Below are 17,493 nucleotides of genomic sequence, written 5' to 3' on the forward strand. Positions count from 1 at the left end.
ACTTGATGGGCCGCCGCTCTTCCCTCGTCATCGCCCTCTTTCCATGGGGCGACGTCGTGGAGGAATTCCTCGATCCGATAGGATTGCGGCTTAAGGATTTCGTCGAACAGATGACCGGCGGCTGGCTGTTCGGTTACGCCTCCGCTCTGCAACTGGCCGGGCATAGGCCGGTCATCGTGTGCGCTTCCGAAAATGCTTCGCGGATAGAATGCCACTACCATGCCGGCACGGGCGCGCCGATCTGGATTGTTCCCGGCGCGCGCGCGCGTCAAGGTCACTCCGCAGCGGCTCACAGTCTGCGGCGCTGGTCCGCGACGCCGCTCCCGGCATTCCGGAAGGTGCTCGCCCGATCCCAATGTGATGCAATTCTCGTTCAGGAATACGAATACACGCGGTTTGATGCGCTTGCCTGGCTGGCAGTCCGTATGCGGATTCCGCTCTATGCAACGTTCCAGGGCGGCGACCGGACGCTCTCCTGGATAGAGGCGATCGCCAGGCAGGCTTCTCTCCGTGCCTGCAGCGGCCTGATCGTCGCATCGGCAGCGGAGCGTGAACGCCTCGCCAAAGCTTACCCGCACATAGCGCTCAACATCGCCAATATCCCCAACCCCATCGATTGCGGAGAGTGGATAGCGATCGAGCGTCGGCAGGCGCGGCAAGATCTCGGCTTGGCGAGCGGGAATTTCGTCGTCGTCAACCACGGACGCATCGACGTTCGCCGGAAAGGGCTCGATGTGCTCCTGAACGCATGGTCCCTTTTTTCGCGCGATGCTTCGTCCGAACTGGTTATCATCGGCTCGGGGCAGGACCGAGACATTTTTGCCAGGCTGTTGAGCGAGGCCGCTCTACCGAATGCGAGATGGCTTTGCGACTATACCACGGACCGGGCTTTGATACGGCGTTGGCTTTCGGCGGCGGATGCCTATGTCACAGCGTCCCGCACCGAAGGTATGCCCGTCGCACCGTTGGAGGCGATGGCCTGCGGCCTTCCGATCGTTGCCACCGACGCACAGGGCCTACCCGACATCTTGGCGAATGGCGAGGCATCCGGCGGCCTCATTGTTCCAAGGGACGAGCCGGCGGCCATTGCACAGGCGCTGAAGAAACTTAAGGACGATCCGGTCATGCGAGAGCGCCTCGGACAGGCGGCGCGAAAGCGGATAGAGGAAAATTTTTCGCTCGGCGCGGTTGCTGGCGCTCTTGATCGCTTGCTGACCGCGCGGTAGCCCACCTGCGCTATATTTGTTCCAATCGGCTGCGATGCCAAGCCAGTGCTGTCTCGACGATCCTGTCGATGCCCGATTGTTCGGGCACCCAACCGAGTTCCCGCTCGGCCTTGCCGGCCTCGGCAACAAGCGCTGGCGGGTCGCCTGGCCTGCGCGGCCCGTAAGCCACCGGAAGCCGTATTCCCGAAGTCCGGCTGACGGCGTCGACCAGTTCTGCCACCGTTGTGCCGGCTCCGGTTCCGAGGTTGTAGACGTGGACGCCCTTGTCCCGGAGAAGCTTCTCCCCTGCCAGGACGTGGGCGCGCGCGAGATCGACAACGTGGACGTAGTCCCGCATGGCGGTTCCGTCGCGGGTATCGAAATCGGCCCCGTTGATGACGAAGGTGCGGCCTGGCTTCACTGCCGCCGCTATGGCAAGCGGGACGACATGTGTTTCCGGTTCATGCCTTTCGCCGATTTCGCCGTCGGGGTCGCATCCGGCCGCATTGAAATACCGAAGTACGACCGCGTTGAGGCCGCGAGCAAGCGAGATACCCTCGACCATCCTTTCTATGATGAATTTGGACCAGCCATAGGGATTGATGGGCGACTGTCGATGCGTTTCGTCTATCGGAGACCGCGTCGGAATCCCGTAAGTTGCGCAGGTGCTCGAAAAAATCAGCTTGTCCAGGCCGGCCTTCAGCATTTCCTCAAGCAGGACCAGGGTGCCGAAACTATTGTTTCGGTAGTAAAGTTCCGGCCGCTCGACTGACTCGCCAACGTAAGCGTAGGCAGCGAAATGCGCCACGGCGTCCGGCCGATACTGGTCCAGGGCGGCCGCCACAGCCGCGGCGTCGGAAATATCGGCTTCGATCAACGGTCCCCATTTCACCGCGTCGCGCCAGCCGCGCGAAAGGTTGTCAAAGGCAACAACCGACCATCCGGATTCGGCGAATGCTTTGCAGCAGTGCGACCCGATATAGCCGGCCCCGCCAGTTACCAGGACCGTCTTCATTCGGCTGCGGCGGGCCGAATGTGCCCAGATGAAAGCACGTCCTCGAAATACGCAATGGTCTTGGCAAGGCCAGCACGCAATGCAATTTTTGGCTTCCATTTGAGTTCGCGGGAAGCATATCGGATATCGGGCTGCCGCTGCTTTGGATCGTCCACGGGTAGAGGCGAGAACCTGATCTTCGATCCGCTTCCGGTAAGTTCGATCACCAGATTCGCGAGCTCGAGCATCGTGAATTCCGCCGGGTTGCCGAGATTGACAGGACCGGTGATATCGTCGGACGTCTGCATAAGACGTACCAGACCGTCGATGAGGTCCTCGACGTAGCAGAATGAACGCGTCTGCTGGCCAGTGCCGTAGACCGTTATCGGTTTGTTTTGCAGCGCCTGCACGATGAAATTGGAAACGACACGACCGTCGTCGGGACGCATCCTAGGACCGTAGGTATTGAAAATACGGGCTACCTTGATCCTCAGCTTGTGCTGTCGCCAATAGTCGAAAAACAGGGTCTCGGCACATCGCTTGCCTTCGTCATAGCAGGAACGAGGGCCAATCGGGTTCACTCTGCCCCAATAGTCTTCCAACTGCGGATGAACTTCGGGGTCGCCATAGACTTCGGAGGTGGACGCCTGCAGAATCTGTGCGCGAACCCGCTTGGCCAGTCCGAGCATATTGATCGCGCCATGGACGCTGGTCTTGGTCGTCTGGACGGGGTCGGACTGATAGTGGACGGGGCTCGCCGGACAGGCGAGATTGTATATTTCGTCCACCTCTACGTAGAGTGGAAATGTCACGTCATGACGAATAATCTCGAACGATCGGTCATCGAGGAGATGAGAGACGTTTCTGCGGCTTCCTGTGAAGAAGTTATCTGCACAAATTACCTGATGGCCCTCAGCAAGGAGCCGCTCGCATAAAAATGATCCCAGGAAACCTGCGCCGCCGGTCACCAAGATTTGTTTTGCCTGCTGCATTTTCAGGGCCTCCGGCTTAATCTTAGACAGGACTAATAAATAACCTGACGCAGGGCCATAGGCCACCGGCCCGCTTTCAATTTACGTTACGGGCAAGACATTGTTCTCGATGGACCACGGTTTGCGATCAGCGTCAGGATCCTGTCGACGCTGCCATCGGCAGGCGTCGCCGCCTTCTTGGCCTTAGTGAAGCTGTTTTAAGTGATCGCGCTCATCGGCGTGATCCTGCTCGTCGGCATCGTCAGGAAGAACGCGATTGATGATCGACTTCGCGCTCGATGGCCGCGAACGCGCAATCCGTAAGCGGAAGATGCCACCTACCGCCTGCATCCTGCGGTTCAGGGGATCATGATGACTACGATGGCGGCCCTGCTCGGCGCCTTGCCGCTGGCGCTCGGCAGCGGCGCGGGTTCCGGGCTTCGCCGGCCACTCGGTATCGCCATCGTCGGCGGCTTGCTGCTGGCCTAACTGCTGACGCCCTGCACCCACCCGTCGTCCATGTCTGTCTCAGTCGGTTCAGCCACCTCAGATGGTTCTGGCATCCCAAAGGCCGACCCCCTAAATCGTCGTGGGCTCGGTCCAGGCACCGACGTAAGCACATGAGTTGTCCGGTTTTATCGCCAGCCAAAGGGGGCTGGGGATGACACGGACAGTCTGGGCTGGGCACCAGCCTTCAAATCCAACGGCACGAATTTTTCCGAAGCAGGAACATAGAAGCATTATGCGAGTTAGGCGCGGACGCCTGCTCGCGTTCCACGATCTGCCAGGGTTCTCTTGATGTTCGACCGAATGCCCAAGACAATGTATCGCTGTCAGCTTTTCTTATCTGTCTTTGGTCTGCTGTTGCTGATGGGCGACCTGCTCCACGATGACAAGGCCATGGCTCAGCAGCCTTGTCCAGCCGATCACGATAGGCTGCTTACAGTCCTCAAAGCCAACGTGAAGGCAAGCGGCGGACCAGCCAATGGCGGCTTTGAAACCAACGAATGGGGCGCGATCGTTGCCCGCGACGGCACTGTCTGCGCGATTGCGTTCAGCGGCCCCGCGGTCGATTCGCAATGGCCGGGGAGTCGGCTCATCGCAGCGGAGAAAGCCAACACCGCCAACGGTCTCAGCCTGGCTCAAATGGCCCTGTCGACGGCCAATCTCTACGCCGGCGTGCAACCGGGTGGGCCGCTGTTCGGACTACAGGCGACCAACCCCGTCAACCAAGCCGCGGCATATGCGGGCGATCCCAAAACCTTCGGCAGCGCCAACGATCCGTTGGTCGGCAAGCCTATCGGCGGCGTCGTCGTGTTTGGGGGGGGCCTGGCCCTTTACGACGGCAAAACGATCGTCGGCGCGCTTGGCGTCAGTGGCGATTCCTCTTGCGCCGACCACAATGTCGCCTGGCGCGTTCGCGCGGCTCTCGACCTCGACAAGGTCCCGGCAGGCGTCAATCCCAACCGTAAGGATGCCATCATCTATGATCTCGATCCCGGCGGAAAAAGCGCCTCCGGCTGGGGTCACCCGCTGTGCTCGGGCACCGAGGCCGACATCGCGGCGGAACTCGGTTCAGGCGTCGGAGGCGCGACACCGAAATGAAGCAAGCAGCGCGGCGTGCAACACCCTGCGTTGACGCGGTACGCACGAACCGCCCGGCGGCAGCGGGAAAACGTCTCCAGAGCCTCCTTGCGGTGCTGCTGCTGGCTTGCACTCCCCTGCTGACGGGCGCTTCCGAAGCTCCGCCACTGTCGGCGATCTCGCCGCCTGCTTCCGCCGCGCCGCGCGACGATGGGCAATGGACGATGCCGGCCAAGAACTACGCGTCGACCCGCTACAGCGAGCTCACCGAAATCAACGAAGGCAACGTCAAGAACCTGCAGGTGGCCTTCACCTTCTCCACCGGCATCAACAAAGGCCAGGAAGCGGCGCCGCTGGTCATCGCCGGCACAATGTACATCGTGGCCCCCTTTCCCAACGTCGTCTACGCGCTCGACCTCACCAAGCCAGGCGCGCCGATGAAATGGAAGTTCGAACCCAATCCCGAACCCGCGGCGCAAGGGGTTGCCTGTTGCGACGTCGTGAATCGCGGCGCGACTTTCGCGGACGGGCGCATCTTCTTCAACACACTGGACGGTCACACCATCGCGCTCGATGCGAACACCGGTCAGCCGATCTGGAACTCCCATATAGGCAACATCAACATCGGCGAGACCATCACCATGGCGCCGTTGGTGGTGAAAGGCAAAGTGCTGGTCGGCAATTCAGGCGGCGAGATGGGCGTCCGCGGCTGGGTCAAGGCGCTCGACGCCGGCGACGGTCATGTCGTCTGGACGGCCTACGGCACCGGACCGGACAAGGACGTGCTGATCGGCCCGGATTTCAAGCCGCATTACGACATGGACAAGGGCAAGGACCTTGGCGTCACGACATGGCCGCCGGAAGCCTGGAAAATCGGCGGCGGCAACATGTGGGGCTGGATTTCCTACGACCCGGATCTCAACCTGATCTTCCACGGCACCGGCAACCCTGGACCGTGGAACCCGGATCTGCGGCCTGGCGACAACAAATGGACGTCAGGGATTTTCGCCCGCGACCCCGATACCGGAGCGGCGAAATGGTTCTACCAGTGGAGCCCGCATGACCTTCATGACTATGACGGGATCAACGAGCAGGTCCTGCTCGACATGAACTGGCAGGGCAAGCCGCGCAAGGTGCTGATCCGGCCCGAGCGCAACGGCTATCTCTACATTCTCGACCGGACCACCGGCGAAGTGCTGTCCGCGAAGCCCTACGGCCCCGTCAATTCCAGCAAGGGTGTCGACCTCAACAGCGGCCGTCTGATCGAAAACCCGGACAAGAAGACCGGTACCGGCAAGGTCGTCCGCGACATCTGCCCGACCGCGTCGGGGCTCAAGGACTGGCAGCCTTCCGCCTTCTCGCCGAAGACAGGGCTGCTCTACATACCGCATAACAATCTGTGCATGGACGAAGAAGGCGTCGAGGTGAACTACATCGCCGGCACGCCCTATGTCGGCATGAACGTGCGCATGATCCCCGGGCCTGGTGGGAACCGGGGCGCCTTCACCGCCTGGGACATCGCCGCGGAAAAGCCCGCCTGGAGCCTCAAGGAGAACTTCCCGGTGTGGAGCGGCGCGGTCGTGACCGCCGGCGATGTCGTCTTCTACGGAACCATGGAGGGTTGGTTCAAGGCGGTCAGCGCCAAGACCGGCGAGCTGCTTTGGCAGTTCAAGACGTCGTCCGGCATCATCGGCCAGCCCATCACATATCGCGGTCCCGACGGACACCAATATGTGGCGATCCTGTCGGGTGTAGGCGGCTGGGCCGGCGCCATCGTGTCCGGCGATCTCGATCCGCGCGACGCCACCGCCGCCCTCGGTTTCGTCAATGCGATGAAGGATCTCAAGGACGCGACAACGGCGGGAGGCACCCTCTATGTGTTCCGGCTGCCCTGAGCCACTCAAGCGGGCCTCGCGCCAAGCGCGAAAGGCGCTCCAGCGAATGGCAACCGCCATGGCCGCCCTTGCCTTGCTCCTCTTGCCGGCGGCAGCCAATGCCCGGGAATTGAGGGTCTGCGCCGACCCGAACAACATGCCCTTCTCCAACGCCGCCGGTCAGGGCTTCGAGAACAGGATCGCCGAGATCGTGGCAGCCGATCTCGGCGCCAGGCTGACCTATACGTGGTGGGCACAGCGCCGGGGCTTCGTGCGCAACACGTTGAAGGCCGGCCTTTGCGATCTCGTGCCCGGCACGCCGGCCAATCTCGAAATGCTGCGCACCACCACACCCTACTATCGGTCGTCCTATGTTTTTGTCACCCGCCAGGACAGTCCGGATGTGGCGTCCTTCAACGATCCGCGGCTACGCGGCATGCGGATCGGCGTGCAACTAATCGGCGACGACGGTGTCAATTCGCCTCCTGTCCAGGCGCTCGGCCGCCGCGGCATCGTCGGGCATCTCGTCGGCTATCCCGTCTATGGCGACTACTCCGCACCCAACCCTCCGGCGCGCATCGTCGAAGCGGTGGCGACCGGCGACATCGATCTTGCCGTCGTCTGGGGCCCGCTCGCCGGCTACTTCGCGGCCAAGCAGAAAGTGCCCCTCCGCGTCACGCCCGTCACGCCTCGCATTGACGGACCGCAATTGCCCATGATCTACGACATCTCGATGGGCGTTCGGCGCGAGGACGATGCGCTGCGTGGCGATGTGAACAGCGCGCTGGCCAGGCACAAGGCCGAGATCGACGCATTGCTGTCGGAATACGGCGTGCCGCGCCTCGATGGCCCGGGGGGCCCAGTGCGATGAAGCATGGTGCCGCCATGCTCTTGTTTACGGTTCTAGCGCTTACGGCATGCCAGCGCGAGGAGCGGGACACGCGCCCGCAATCCTCGCTCGGATCGGGCGAGCAGCCGACGCCTGTGACGACATTGGAACCCGGTGGACAGCGGCCCTCCGCCAGCGACAACAAGGCAGCCAGCTTCGAGGCCAATGCCTTCCACCTCAGCGAGGGCAAGCGCCTGTTCAGCTGGTTCAACTGTTCGGGCTGTCATGCCAATGGCGGCGGCGGCATGGGGCCGGCCTTGATGGACCAGAAATGGCTTTACGGCAGTTCGATCGAGAGCATCCACGCTACCATCCGCGATGGGCGGCCAAAAGGCATGCCGAGCTTCCGCGACAAGATTCCCGATGACCAGATTTGGGAGCTTGCCGCCTTCGTTCGCTCGCTGAGCGGCAACGCACCCTCGTCCGCCGCGCCGCAACGCAATGACGACATGATGCCACATCCGTCGGAAAACCGCATGCCGGATGCAGCCACACTGGGGAAATCACCGTGAAGCGCCTTGCGTCGACCGGGTTCGGCACGGCCTGCGTCATGTTTTTGCAGGGATGCTCGGGATGGCAATCAGCGCTCGACCCGAAAGGGCCCGCTGCCAGTGAGCTGGCATGGCTCATCTGGGTTTTCACCGCGCTTTGCGCGGTGATCTGGGTCCTGGTGATGATTGCTCTTGCCACGCCGTTGATGATGCGGTCGCGGGACGGCGCCGAGCCGCTCGTGCTCGACGCCGGCGCCGATCATCGAAAGTTGCGCGTTGTCGTGATCGCCGTCGGGCTGACCGCAGTGATCGTGGTCGGGCTGACCTTGCTGAGTTTCTTCGCCAACAGGACGCTTGCGGCGATCGGCTCCGACGCCGCGCTCACCATTCGCGTCACGGGCCACCAATGGTGGTGGGAAGTGCGCTACGAAGACGCCACGCCGAGCCGCATCCTGACCACGGCGAACGAGATCCACATCCCCGCCGGGGAGCCCGTGCGGCTTCTGCTGACATCGACGGACGTGATCCATTCCTTCTGGGTCCCGAGCCTTTCCGGCAAGCTTGACCTCATCCCCGGTCATATCAATGTGCTCGACATCAAGGCCGACAAGCCTGGCGTATATCGCGGCCAGTGCGCCGAGTTTTGCGGTGCGCAGCATGCGAACATGGGCACCTTCATCATCGCCGAGCCGAAGGAAAAGTTCGACGCTTGGTGGAACGACCAGTTGCAACCATCTGGCCCTCCCGCGAGCGACGAGGCCAAGGCTGGCGAGGACCTGTTTCTAAAGCGCCCCTGCGTGATGTGCCACAGGATGGGGGGCACTCCAGCGGGAGGAACCATCGCGCCGGATCTGACGCATATTGCCAGCCGGCGAACGCTCGCCGCCGGCACGTTGACGATGAGCCGAGGCAATATCGCCGCCTGGATAGCGGACCCCCAAGGCGTGAAGCCCGGTTCCCACATGCCTGTGGTGGAGCTCAACGGCGACGAACTCAACGCCATCGTCGCCTATCTCGAGGGTCTGAAATGAGCAGCGCGGATCTGACCAGCGAACGCGACCTGCCGCCGAAACGCGAGACCGCCACCAAGGGCGACCTGGCTCCCGAGCATGACGGACCGCGCGATACCGGCATGGACGATGCCAGCCTGCACCACTGGCTCACGCGGGCATGGCGCACGCCGCCCGGCATCATCGGAGCCCTGTCGAGCGTCGACCACAAGGTCATCGCAAGGCGCTATCTGATCACGGCCTTCATCTTCCTGTGCCTTGGCGGGCTGAACGCGGTCGCCATGCGAATCCAACTCTCGGGGCCGCAGCGTGGGCTGATCGGGCCGGACCTCTACAACCAGCTGTTCACGATGCATGGCGTCACCATGATGTTCCTGTTCGCTGTTCCTATCGTGCAGGCAACGGGTATCTATCTGGTGCCGCTGATGGTCGGCACGCGCAACATCGCCTTCCCGCGGCTCAATGCATTCGGCTACTGGATCTACGTCTCGGGCGGGGTCTTTGCCTGGACCTCATTCCTCCTCAACATGGCGCCGGACGTCGGCTGGTTCGCCTATGTGCCCCTATCCGGACCGGAATTTTCCCCGGGCAAGCGCGCCGACGTCTGGGCGCAAATGATCACCTATACCGAAGTGTCGTCGCTCGCCGTCGCCGTCGCCACCATCGTCACCGTGTTCAAGCAACGCGCGCCCGGCATGTCGCTGGACAAGATACCGGTTTATGTGTGGGCCCTGCTGGTCACTTCCTTTGTCGTCGTCTTCGCGATGCCGGCAGTCATGATCACCTCGACCTTCCTCATTCTCGACCGGCTTGTCGGAACCCACATTTTCAATCCCGCGGAGGGCGGCGACGCCCTGCTGTTTCAGCATCTGTTCTGGTTCTTCGGTCATCCCGAGGTCTACATCATCTTCCTGCCGGCGACAGGGATGGTCTCCTCCATCATTCCCGCTTTTGCCCGGCGACCGACATTCGGCCATTTAGGGCTGGTCCTGTCGCTGATCGCGGTGGGTTTCCTGTCGTTCGGCCTTTGGGTTCACCATATGTTTGCGACGGGATTGCCAAAGCTCGGGGCGAGCTTCTTCACGGCGTCCAGCATGCTGATCGCCATCCCCAATGGCGTGCAGATCTTCTGCTGGCTGGCGACCTTGTGGGATGGCAGACCGGTGATCCGCACGCCGCTGCTGTTCGTCTTCGGCTTTTTCTTCATCTTCGTTATCGGCGGGCTAACCGGCGTCATGCTCGCCTCGGTGCCGCTCGACCTTCAGGTGCACGACACTTATTTCGTCGTCGCCCACTTCCATTATGTGCTGATCGGCGGATCGGTATTCCCGCTGCTGGGCGCGGCCTATTTCTGGTTCCCCAAGATCACCGGGCGCATGATGAGTGAACGTCTCGGACGCTGGCATTTCGGGCTGGCCTTCATCGGCTTCAACGCGGCCTTCTTCCCGATGCATCTCGTCGGCCTTTGGGGCATGCCGCGCAGGGTCTACACCTATCCGGCGGAGCTTGGCTGGGGAAACATCAACCTGTTCATCAGTGCCGGCGCGGTGCTGTTCTTCCTGAGCTTCGTGCTGTTCACTTTCAACCTGATACATGGCGCATTGAAAGGGGCTCCGGCCGGGGATAACCCCTGGGATGCCGGCACCCTGGAATGGGCCACGTCGTCCCCGCCTCCAAGTTACAATTTCACGCGCGTTCCGATCGTGACGAATGTCGAGCCGCTGTGGGCCGAACGAGCGGCGCTCCCTGTCGCAACCGGACTCCGCGTCGATGTCCGCGAGTTGCTCATCTCGACTGTGGCGGAGGCCTACCCTGACATTCGCGAGAAGTCTGCGACGCCGTCGATCTGGCCGCTGCTGGCGGCGATCGCCGTGGGTGGCACGTTCCTCTACTCGATCTTCACGCCGTGGGCGATCGTCTGGGGCGCCGTGCCGATCGCACTCACGCTGGTCGGCTGGTTCTGGCCCAAGGGCGATCCGGAGGACGAGGAATGAACCAGCGGCCCGTCACCGACCTTTCCGCTCTCCCTACGTTCGGCCATGGTCCGCGCAGCCCGACCTGGTGGGGCACACTCGGCTTCATGGCGTTGGAAGGGACGGGCTTCGCGCTGGCGGCCGGCGCCTATCTCTACCTGGCGATGTCATGGCCCAACTGGCGTCTGAGCGCCCCGGAACCTAACCATTGGCCGGGAACCATCCTCACCCTGTTGCTGATCGCCAGCCTAGTCCCAAACCACATCCTCAATCGCTACGCCAAGCATTGCGCAATGGTACCGGTGCGAATCGGCATGGTGGTGATGTCGCTGTTCGGTCTCGCCCCGCTCGTGGTGCGCTGGTTCGAGTTCCCGGCGTTGAACATCTATTGGGACACAAACGCGTACGGCTCGATGCTTTGGGTGCTGCTTGGACTGCACACCACGCATCTGATCACCGACGTGGGCGACACGATCGTGCTGACGGTGCTGATGTTCACTCGCCATGGCTATAGCGGCCGGCGATTCGGCGATGTGGGCGACAACGTATTCTATTGGGATTTCGTGGTGCTCACCTGGATCCCGATCTACCTGCTCATCTACTGGGTACCGAGGCTAGGCTGATGCGCGCGCTGCGGTTGGGAACGTCCTGGGGTGGTCTTCTGTCGGGGCCTTTGGCTTGGGCAATCTCGACGCAGCTGAACTACGCGCTTGTTCCGTGGCAGTGCAATCGCCAGATTCCGGTCGTGCTTCCGATCGCATTGCTGCTGGCCTTGCTTTCGCTTCTCGGCGGCGTGCTTTCTTGGCGGGCACGGCGGCAGGGGGGCGCGGCTTTCAAGCCGGAGCGCACGCGCGGGACCGAGCAATTCGTCGCCGATCTCGGCATTCTTGCGGCTTTGCTTTTTGCCCTCGTCATCGTCATGCAGGGCAGCGCCGCGCTCATTCTCGACGAGTGCCTGCGATGAGCTTCGAGGCCTTTTTCTCAACCTCGATCTGCTATGGCGCCGGCGCGCCCCAAGCGGGATGGACGCTTGCCTTTCCCATCACGCTCCCTTTGGCCGCAATCGCGCTCATCTATGCGCTCGGAGCGAGCCGGCTGTGGCGCCGCAGCAGCCGGGGCCGCTCCGAGCGGACGCGGCAGGTTCTGTTGTTTGCCGCCGGCTGGGGCGTTCTGACCGGAGCACTGGTTAGCCCGATCCATGCGCTTGGCGAACGGGTGTTTGCCGCCCACATGATCGAGCATGAACTGCTGATGGCGGTAGCGGCGCCACTCCTTGTCGCCGCCTGCCCCGGCGCGGCCCTGATATGGGCATTGCCAGCCGCACTCCGCCGAGGGACGGGAAGGCTCACGCACGGCAGGATTGTCCAGGCGATCTGGACCGTTGCCAGCCGTCCCCTCAACGCAACCATCATCCACGGTATCGCGATCTGGATCTGGCACGTTCCCGTCCTGTTCGAGGCAGCGCTTCAGCAGGGCGTGCTGCACTACGCCCAGCATGCGAGCTTCCTCGGCACAGCCCTGCTGTTCTGGTGGGTGATTCTGCCGCGTTCCGGCCGCCAGCAGGCCTGTGGCAGCGCGGTCATGCATCTCTTCTTCACGTCACTGCACACCGGTCTGCTCGGCGTGCTCCTGCTGTTGTCGCCCAGACTCTGGTACCCGCAAAATGCCGGAGGCGCGGCGCTCTGGGGCCTAACCCCCATCGAGGACCAGCAGCTCGCCGGACTGGTGATGTGGGTTCCGGCTGGCCTGATCTATGGCGGAGCCGCCTTGCTGCTTGCCGGCCTTTGGATAAGCAAGAGCGGAACCAGAGAGGTAACCCATGCGCTCCGGCCTGGCTAGGATGGTGAGCGGCGCGCTCGCCGCGATCCTGCTGCTGACCGCGGCAGTCGCCGCGGCGACCTTGTGGTCCGACCGCGCTGATCGTGTTCGCAACGAATCGGACATGGCGACCGGCGGCTTGGGCGCGCGCGCCATTCCGATCATGATCGCGAACGGGTGCTCCGGATGTCATACGATCCCCGGCGTGCCGGGGGCACAGGGCCAGGTTGGTCCACGCCTCGATTCCAGCCTTGCCGACCGGGTCTTTATCGGTGGCGTGCTGGCGAACAATCCGGAGAACCTGATCCGTTGGATACGAGCGGCCAGGGAGATCAATCCGCACACGGCCATGCCATCGACTGGGATCACGGAGCAGCAGGCGCGTGATATCGCCGCCTACCTCTACGCCTTGAAATAATCAGCCCTCGCCGCCGCGCCGGGACCACAGGCCGCGGCCGGGGTCGTAGCCGACCACTGCCGCCAGGAAAAACACGACGAGGCAGGCGAGAACGACAATGGCGGAAACGGGATCGAAGCGCAGATAGAGCGTGAAGCGTATCAGTTCGACCGCCGAACTGAACGGGTTCCATGCGGCGATCGTAGCCAGCACCGGCCCCGCCTCGGCGAGCCGCCATATCGGATAAAGCGCCGTCGAGGCGAAGAACGTCGGGAAGATGACGAAGTTCATCACGCCGGCGAAGTTCTCCATCTGCGTCGAAACGGACGATACCAGCAACCCGAACGCGCCCAGCATCAGGCCTGACAGGACCAACGCCGGAAACACGGCGAGGTAGCCTAGAAGCGGCGGGCGCACGTCCCAATAACGCGCGATCAGCAGGAACAGATAGACCAGTGGCAGACCGACGACGACGCTCGCCAGCAGCCGCGCGGCAAGCAGATACCAGCGTGGTAGCGGCGCTGTCAGCAACAGGCGCATGCTGCCCATCTCACGGTCGTAGACCATTGCCAGCGAGCTTGCCATGGCATGGAAGAGCAGCATCATGGCCGCCAGCCCAGGGACGACATAGACCTCGTAGAGCACGTAGGTCTGATAGGGCGGCGTGATTGACAGGCCAAGCACCGAGCGGAAGCCGGCGGCGAAGATGGCGAGCCAGACCAAAGGCCGTATGATCGCCGAGAGCAGCCGGCCGCGCTGCCGAAGCGTTCGCAACATCTCCCTGCGTAGGATTCCCATGAGCGCCCGCACCGCGTGAGGTGTCTTCATCCCGCCTCCGTCAGCAGATCGAATGCATCGGCGAGGCTGCCGACCGCAAGATCCGCGGCGACGCGGCCGGCGCCGCCGGCCCAGCGCAGCCTGCCCTTGTGCAGCACCACCAGGTCGTCGCCGGCCGATACCTCTTCCAGGAAATGCGTCGCCCAGAGAACAGCAATACCTCGTTCCCGGCACAGCGCGCGTACGTGCTGCTCGATCGCCCGGCGCCCAGGCACGTCGAGCCCGGTCGTCGGCTCATCGAGCAGCAGGATACGCGGCTGGTGCATCAGCGCGCGAGCGATTTCGACGCGCCGCCGCTGACCGCCCGATAGCGAACGGACCGGCTCGTCGCACCGGTCGAGAACCTCCAGCCGGTCGAGTTCCTCGCGCAATCTCGTTTCGCTGATGCCGGTCTCCAGCCCATGCAGTGAGGCGTGATAGCGCAGATTTTCGGCAGCGGTGAGGTCGAGGTCGAGCGTCTGCTGCTGGAAGACCACGCCCATCTGGGCAAGTGCGGCGCCCGGATCGGTTCGCATGGAGTGGCCGAACACATCGATCTGGCCGGATCGGGCATGGTAGAGGCCGGTGACCAGCGAGAACAACGTCGTCTTGCCGGCGCCGTTGCGTCCGAGCAGCACGCACATCCCGCCTTCAGCGACCGAGAACGACACGGCATCGAGGACCCGCCGCTCTCCGAAGCTGTGCCCGAGGCCTTCGAGTGACAGCGCCTTCATGGACCGATCACCACTCCCCAGGGGCCGCGTCCCACCGGCACCGACTTCACCACCTCCTCATTTTCCAGATCGATGAACGAGATGTCGCCGGAATTTCCATTGGCGCTGACCAGGCGCTTCTGGTCATCGGACAGCGCCACATGCCAGGGCCGCTGGCCGACGAGATAGAGGCGGCGCACCGCCAGCGTCTTGGTATCCACTTCGGCCACCCGGTTGGCCGGACCGAGCGCCACATAGGCAGTGGCGCCGTCGCGTGCCATTTCGATGCCGACCGCCTGGACGCCCTCGCGGCGGATACCAGGGACCTCGAACTCGATCTTGCCGGTCTCTGCACGAGACGTGGTGTCGAAGACGGTCACGGTTCCGCGTATTTCGGAAGACACCCAAAGCTGCTTTCCATCCGGGGAGAACGCCACGGCGCGCGGACGGGTGTCGACCAGGAGGTTGTCGAGGAGTTCGAGCGTGCCGGCATCCATGAGATGCACCATGCTGGTGGTCTCCGAGGTGCAGGCAACGTAGCGGCCGTCGGCACTGACCGCCATGCCCTCGGGTTCGACGCCGACGTCGACAGTACCGATAACCTTGGCGGAGGCGATATCGACCACCGAAACCAGATTGTCGTTCTCATTGGCGACGAACAGCCGTTTACCGTCGGGATGCACGACAAAAAACTCCGGATCGGCTCCCGAGGGGAGCTGGCCGATCACCTGCCGTTTGGCAAGATCGACAATGTCGATCCGGTTGTCGTCGCCAACAGCAACGAAGAGCAGCTTCTTGTCTACCGAAGGCGCCATTCCGCGCGGGCGCCTTCCCACATTGATGGTCGTGGACAGGCTCATGCTGGCGCCATCCACCACCGCCACCGTGTTGTCCTGCTCGTTCGACACGTAGATTGTCTCCGCGGCGGCAGGTCCGGCCACGATGGACATCGACAGCAGGATCGCGATCAGAACCTGCATGCGCTTTCCTCCAGGTCGATGCCCAGCGTGTCGAGCGGCGTGCGCTGGTGCAGGAAACCCGGCTGCGGCGAACTGGAGACGAGCAGTCGCGGTCCCGATATCAGGATAGGTTGCCGCATCTGGCCGTCCCATGGCCGGAAGCTCAGACCCTGTCCCTTGAAGCCGGCGAGAAGGAAGTCGCCGCTTCGCAAATACGCCGTAATCGCCGCGGGATCGAGGCTTCGCAGGCGTGTTGCCGCTTCACCGATGCTGCGCACGGCAAGCCAGGCGGCGTAGTCGTAAGCTGTCATCCAGCGCTTGGCTTGCTTGCGAAACCGATCTTGAAGTTGGGTTGCGCCCCATTCCTCGTTGACCGCCCTCCACCCGATCGCCACGAGCCCCTGCGTCCCGGCGACCGGCCGCGGCAATGCGGTTCGGCCTTCGAGATAGGCGCCAAACTCGTCCGCCTCGTCGGCGACGACCAGCACGTCGTAATCACCGACCTGGGTGGCGGCCGGTATTTCGGTCTGCAGCGTGACATGTCCGGTGTCGGCCCGGCCATTGGCCGGCCGGAACGTCCACGGCTTGTCGACGACGATCTCGGCGCCGAAGCGTGCCGCCGAACGGCGCAACGCTGCCGCCATCGCCTGGTCCGCAGGATGCGGGCCGACGAGCAGGAACCAGCGCTGCCACCGTTTCCAAACAAAATATTGCGCCAGGCCGTCGGCGAGCATGGCGCGGCTTGGAACCGTATGCAGGAGGTTCTTGCGGCAGTCCTGCTGGCGGAGCGCATCGTCGGGCGCGCGGCTGTTGAAGAACAGCATCTTGTCCGCTACGGGCGCTGCAACCGCCTGGCTCAGCGTGGCCGCGTCGAGATCGGCCACGACGAAAGTGACGCCCGTGGCGGCCAGGCTGGCGATTGCGTCCTTCGGCGCTTCGCCTGGCTTCAGGACGCGTTCTTCGAGCTTGAAATTCTGCCCCAGGAAGCGCCCCGTCCCGTCGTCGTCGGCGATGCCCAGCCGCGCGCCCTGCAGGCCGTCATCGCTGACGGGCTGGTCGAGCGGTCCCAAAGGCAGGGGTGGCATGCGCGTCTGGCCGATATAGCCGATCACCATCGTCCGCGGTGCCGCGGACCCGGGCGCGGCGACCAACAGAAGCAGCAGGATCGAGAGCGCAAGTTTCATCCCGCTCCGCCTGCCTGCGCTCCGGCTGCGAAACACCGTGAAGCCGATCCGTCATCCCGCGCAATCCGGACGTCACGCATGATATCTGCTGGCGAGCCCTCCAGAACGACGATGCGGTCGGCCAGCGACGAGGCCTGAGCCAAGGTGTGCGTGACAATCAGCGCGGCGGACCGCGGGGCGTCAAGGCTTCGTTCGTGCACCAGCAGAGTTGTATCCGGCGTCAGGTATCGCGCTTCTTTGGGAAACGCGGCCAAAATCGTGATGCCTGCGGAATAGACATTCGTTTTCCCCACGGCGGGACGTCCGGCATGGCGCTGCAACAACTGGAGTTCAACCGCAATGCGGCGCGCGGCGTCGGCGTCTCTGCCCTGCGTGTTCAGTTCTACCCGCAGAGGACTGTTCTGCTGGAGTCGTTCAAGCACGAACTTTACCGTGTTGGCGGCATGCAAGCCGTTGATGGAGCGGTTGGGCGAGTTCATTGACGATCCGAGGATCGGCCACGTCAGATCTTCGCCTCTTCGCCCGCGGGTCGTCAACCGGCGATGGTAGAGCCGGCAATGCCGGTCTGTCCAATCCAGGTGCAATGGCGAGTTTTGCTTCTAGCATGCTTGATAT

General features: G+C 63.1%; 19 protein-coding genes. 12 read left to right on the forward strand and 7 right to left on the reverse strand.

Going from position 1 to position 17,493, the window contains the following annotated elements; genetic code table 11:
- The first annotated feature begins 5 nt into the window (after nucleotides 1-5).
- Nucleotides 6-1,226 (forward strand): glycosyltransferase family 4 protein, encoded by a 1,221-nt coding sequence (locus X739_RS146195; RefSeq protein WP_023795180.1) that lies wholly within the window; start codon nucleotides 6-8, stop codon nucleotides 1,224-1,226.
- A gap of 10 nt (nucleotides 1,227-1,236) precedes the next feature.
- On the opposite strand, the gene galE is transcribed toward X739_RS146195, so the two are convergent.
- A complete protein-coding gene (galE, locus tag X739_RS146190; protein ID WP_023795181.1) occupies nucleotides 1,237-2,220 on the reverse strand; it encodes a UDP-glucose 4-epimerase GalE in 984 nt (327 codons plus the stop codon).
- Nucleotides 2,217-3,191, reverse strand: a complete 975-nt coding sequence (locus tag X739_RS146185; RefSeq protein ID WP_023784065.1) for a UDP-glucuronic acid decarboxylase family protein — start codon at nucleotides 3,189-3,191, stop codon at nucleotides 2,217-2,219. The genes galE and X739_RS146185 overlap by 4 nt, the downstream gene beginning before the upstream one ends.
- A gap of 348 nt (nucleotides 3,192-3,539) precedes the next feature.
- Here X739_RS146185 and X739_RS1000000171205 point away from each other — a divergent pair, with 348 nt between their 5' ends.
- The 11 genes from X739_RS1000000171205 (at nucleotide 3,540) to X739_RS146135 (ending at nucleotide 13,227) form a co-directional block, all read left to right on the forward strand.
- Complete coding sequence (locus X739_RS1000000171205) at nucleotides 3,540-3,659, forward strand: efflux RND transporter permease subunit (RefSeq protein ID WP_280940063.1); 120 nt, start codon at nucleotides 3,540-3,542, stop codon at nucleotides 3,657-3,659.
- A 411-nt stretch (nucleotides 3,660-4,070) separates the two neighbouring features.
- Nucleotides 4,071-4,775 (forward strand): heme-binding protein, encoded by a 705-nt coding sequence (locus X739_RS146180; protein WP_084056390.1) that lies wholly within the window; start codon nucleotides 4,071-4,073, stop codon nucleotides 4,773-4,775.
- Nucleotides 4,772-6,649 (forward strand): methanol/ethanol family PQQ-dependent dehydrogenase, encoded by a 1,878-nt coding sequence (locus X739_RS146175; protein WP_023795182.1) that lies wholly within the window; start codon nucleotides 4,772-4,774, stop codon nucleotides 6,647-6,649. The genes X739_RS146180 and X739_RS146175 overlap by 4 nt, the downstream gene beginning before the upstream one ends.
- Nucleotides 6,630-7,499, forward strand: a complete 870-nt coding sequence (locus X739_RS146170) for a substrate-binding domain-containing protein (protein WP_023795183.1) — start codon at nucleotides 6,630-6,632, stop codon at nucleotides 7,497-7,499. Before X739_RS146175 ends, X739_RS146170 begins: the two co-directional genes overlap by 20 nt.
- Nucleotides 7,496-8,029 carry a c-type cytochrome gene (locus X739_RS146165; RefSeq protein WP_023773772.1) on the forward strand — a complete coding sequence of 178 codons (534 nt, stop codon included), beginning with the start codon at nucleotides 7,496-7,498 and terminating at the stop codon, nucleotides 8,027-8,029. Before X739_RS146170 ends, X739_RS146165 begins: the two co-directional genes overlap by 4 nt.
- 38 nt (nucleotides 8,030-8,067) lie before the next feature.
- Nucleotides 8,068-9,039, forward strand: coding sequence for a cytochrome c oxidase subunit II (gene coxB / locus X739_RS146160; protein WP_051410605.1), 972 nt, complete (start codon nucleotides 8,068-8,070; stop codon nucleotides 9,037-9,039).
- Entirely contained in the window at nucleotides 9,036-11,012 is a 1,977-nt protein-coding gene (gene ctaD / locus X739_RS146155; RefSeq protein WP_023795185.1) for a cytochrome c oxidase subunit I, read from the forward strand. Before coxB ends, ctaD begins: the two co-directional genes overlap by 4 nt.
- Nucleotides 11,009-11,614 (forward strand): cytochrome c oxidase subunit III, encoded by a 606-nt coding sequence (locus X739_RS146150; RefSeq protein WP_023773775.1) that lies wholly within the window; start codon nucleotides 11,009-11,011, stop codon nucleotides 11,612-11,614. The genes ctaD and X739_RS146150 overlap by 4 nt, the downstream gene beginning before the upstream one ends.
- Nucleotides 11,614-11,955: a hypothetical protein gene (locus tag X739_RS146145; RefSeq protein ID WP_023773776.1), complete on the forward strand. Its 342-nt coding sequence runs from the start codon at nucleotides 11,614-11,616 to the stop codon at nucleotides 11,953-11,955. The genes X739_RS146150 and X739_RS146145 overlap by 1 nt, the downstream gene beginning before the upstream one ends.
- Nucleotides 11,952-12,830: a cytochrome c oxidase assembly protein gene (locus tag X739_RS146140; protein WP_023773777.1), complete on the forward strand. Its 879-nt coding sequence runs from the start codon at nucleotides 11,952-11,954 to the stop codon at nucleotides 12,828-12,830. The genes X739_RS146145 and X739_RS146140 overlap by 4 nt, the downstream gene beginning before the upstream one ends.
- Nucleotides 12,811-13,227: a c-type cytochrome gene (locus X739_RS146135; protein ID WP_023773778.1), complete on the forward strand. Its 417-nt coding sequence runs from the start codon at nucleotides 12,811-12,813 to the stop codon at nucleotides 13,225-13,227. Before X739_RS146140 ends, X739_RS146135 begins: the two co-directional genes overlap by 20 nt.
- On the opposite strand, the gene X739_RS146130 is transcribed toward X739_RS146135, so the two are convergent.
- From X739_RS146130 to X739_RS1000000167155, 5 genes are read right to left on the reverse strand one after another with little or no spacing between them, the layout of a single operon-like run.
- Nucleotides 13,228-14,034: an ABC transporter permease gene (locus tag X739_RS146130; protein ID WP_023773779.1), complete on the reverse strand. Its 807-nt coding sequence runs from the start codon at nucleotides 14,032-14,034 to the stop codon at nucleotides 13,228-13,230.
- A complete protein-coding gene (locus X739_RS146125; protein ID WP_023773780.1) occupies nucleotides 14,031-14,756 on the reverse strand; it encodes an ABC transporter ATP-binding protein in 726 nt (241 codons plus the stop codon). The genes X739_RS146130 and X739_RS146125 overlap by 4 nt, the downstream gene beginning before the upstream one ends.
- Nucleotides 14,753-15,715 carry a PQQ-dependent catabolism-associated beta-propeller protein gene (locus tag X739_RS146120; protein ID WP_023773781.1) on the reverse strand — a complete coding sequence of 321 codons (963 nt, stop codon included), beginning with the start codon at nucleotides 15,713-15,715 and terminating at the stop codon, nucleotides 14,753-14,755. The genes X739_RS146125 and X739_RS146120 overlap by 4 nt, the downstream gene beginning before the upstream one ends.
- Nucleotides 15,703-16,878 carry an ABC transporter substrate-binding protein gene (locus tag X739_RS146115; RefSeq protein WP_023795186.1) on the reverse strand — a complete coding sequence of 392 codons (1,176 nt, stop codon included), beginning with the start codon at nucleotides 16,876-16,878 and terminating at the stop codon, nucleotides 15,703-15,705. Before X739_RS146115 ends, X739_RS146120 begins: the two co-directional genes overlap by 13 nt.
- Complete coding sequence (locus tag X739_RS1000000167155) at nucleotides 16,875-17,357, reverse strand: hypothetical protein (RefSeq protein WP_023773783.1); 483 nt, start codon at nucleotides 17,355-17,357, stop codon at nucleotides 16,875-16,877. Before X739_RS1000000167155 ends, X739_RS146115 begins: the two co-directional genes overlap by 4 nt.
- Nucleotides 17,358-17,493: the final 136 nt, after the last annotated feature.

Origin of the sequence: Mesorhizobium sp. LNHC209A00, assembly GCF_000502915.1 — a bacterium.
In the GTDB taxonomy this organism is placed as follows: domain Bacteria; phylum Pseudomonadota; class Alphaproteobacteria; order Rhizobiales; family Rhizobiaceae; genus Mesorhizobium.

Bases quoted from the DNA above. Each gene is read 5' to 3' on its own strand.
- coxB (WP_051410605.1), top strand. From the start codon at position 8,068: ATGTTTTTGCAGGGATGCTCGGGATGGCAATCAGCGCTCGACCCGAAA.
- galE (WP_023795181.1), bottom strand. From the start codon at position 2,220: ATGAAGACGGTCCTGGTAACTGGCGGGGCCGGCTATATCGGGTCGCAC.
- X739_RS146140 (WP_023773777.1), top strand. From the start codon at position 11,952: ATGAGCTTCGAGGCCTTTTTCTCAACCTCGATCTGCTATGGCGCCGGC.
- X739_RS146120 (WP_023773781.1), bottom strand. From the start codon at position 15,715: ATGCAGGTTCTGATCGCGATCCTGCTGTCGATGTCCATCGTGGCCGGA.
- X739_RS146115 (WP_023795186.1), bottom strand. From the start codon at position 16,878: ATGAAACTTGCGCTCTCGATCCTGCTGCTTCTGTTGGTCGCCGCGCCC.
- X739_RS146145 (WP_023773776.1), top strand. From the start codon at position 11,614: ATGCGCGCGCTGCGGTTGGGAACGTCCTGGGGTGGTCTTCTGTCGGGG.
- X739_RS146125 (WP_023773780.1), bottom strand. From the start codon at position 14,756: ATGAAGGCGCTGTCACTCGAAGGCCTCGGGCACAGCTTCGGAGAGCGG.
- X739_RS146165 (WP_023773772.1), top strand. From the start codon at position 7,496: ATGAAGCATGGTGCCGCCATGCTCTTGTTTACGGTTCTAGCGCTTACG.
- X739_RS146130 (WP_023773779.1), bottom strand. From the start codon at position 14,034: ATGAAGACACCTCACGCGGTGCGGGCGCTCATGGGAATCCTACGCAGG.
- X739_RS146180 (WP_084056390.1), top strand. From the start codon at position 4,071: ATGGCTCAGCAGCCTTGTCCAGCCGATCACGATAGGCTGCTTACAGTC.
- X739_RS146175 (WP_023795182.1), top strand. From the start codon at position 4,772: ATGAAGCAAGCAGCGCGGCGTGCAACACCCTGCGTTGACGCGGTACGC.
- X739_RS1000000167155 (WP_023773783.1), bottom strand. From the start codon at position 17,357: ATGAACTCGCCCAACCGCTCCATCAACGGCTTGCATGCCGCCAACACG.
- X739_RS1000000171205 (WP_280940063.1), top strand. From the start codon at position 3,540: ATGATGACTACGATGGCGGCCCTGCTCGGCGCCTTGCCGCTGGCGCTC.
- X739_RS146135 (WP_023773778.1), top strand. From the start codon at position 12,811: ATGCGCTCCGGCCTGGCTAGGATGGTGAGCGGCGCGCTCGCCGCGATC.
- ctaD (WP_023795185.1), top strand. From the start codon at position 9,036: ATGAGCAGCGCGGATCTGACCAGCGAACGCGACCTGCCGCCGAAACGC.
- X739_RS146170 (WP_023795183.1), top strand. From the start codon at position 6,630: ATGTGTTCCGGCTGCCCTGAGCCACTCAAGCGGGCCTCGCGCCAAGCG.
- X739_RS146150 (WP_023773775.1), top strand. From the start codon at position 11,009: ATGAACCAGCGGCCCGTCACCGACCTTTCCGCTCTCCCTACGTTCGGC.
- X739_RS146185 (WP_023784065.1), bottom strand. From the start codon at position 3,191: ATGCAGCAGGCAAAACAAATCTTGGTGACCGGCGGCGCAGGTTTCCTG.
- X739_RS146195 (WP_023795180.1), top strand. From the start codon at position 6: ATGGGCCGCCGCTCTTCCCTCGTCATCGCCCTCTTTCCATGGGGCGAC.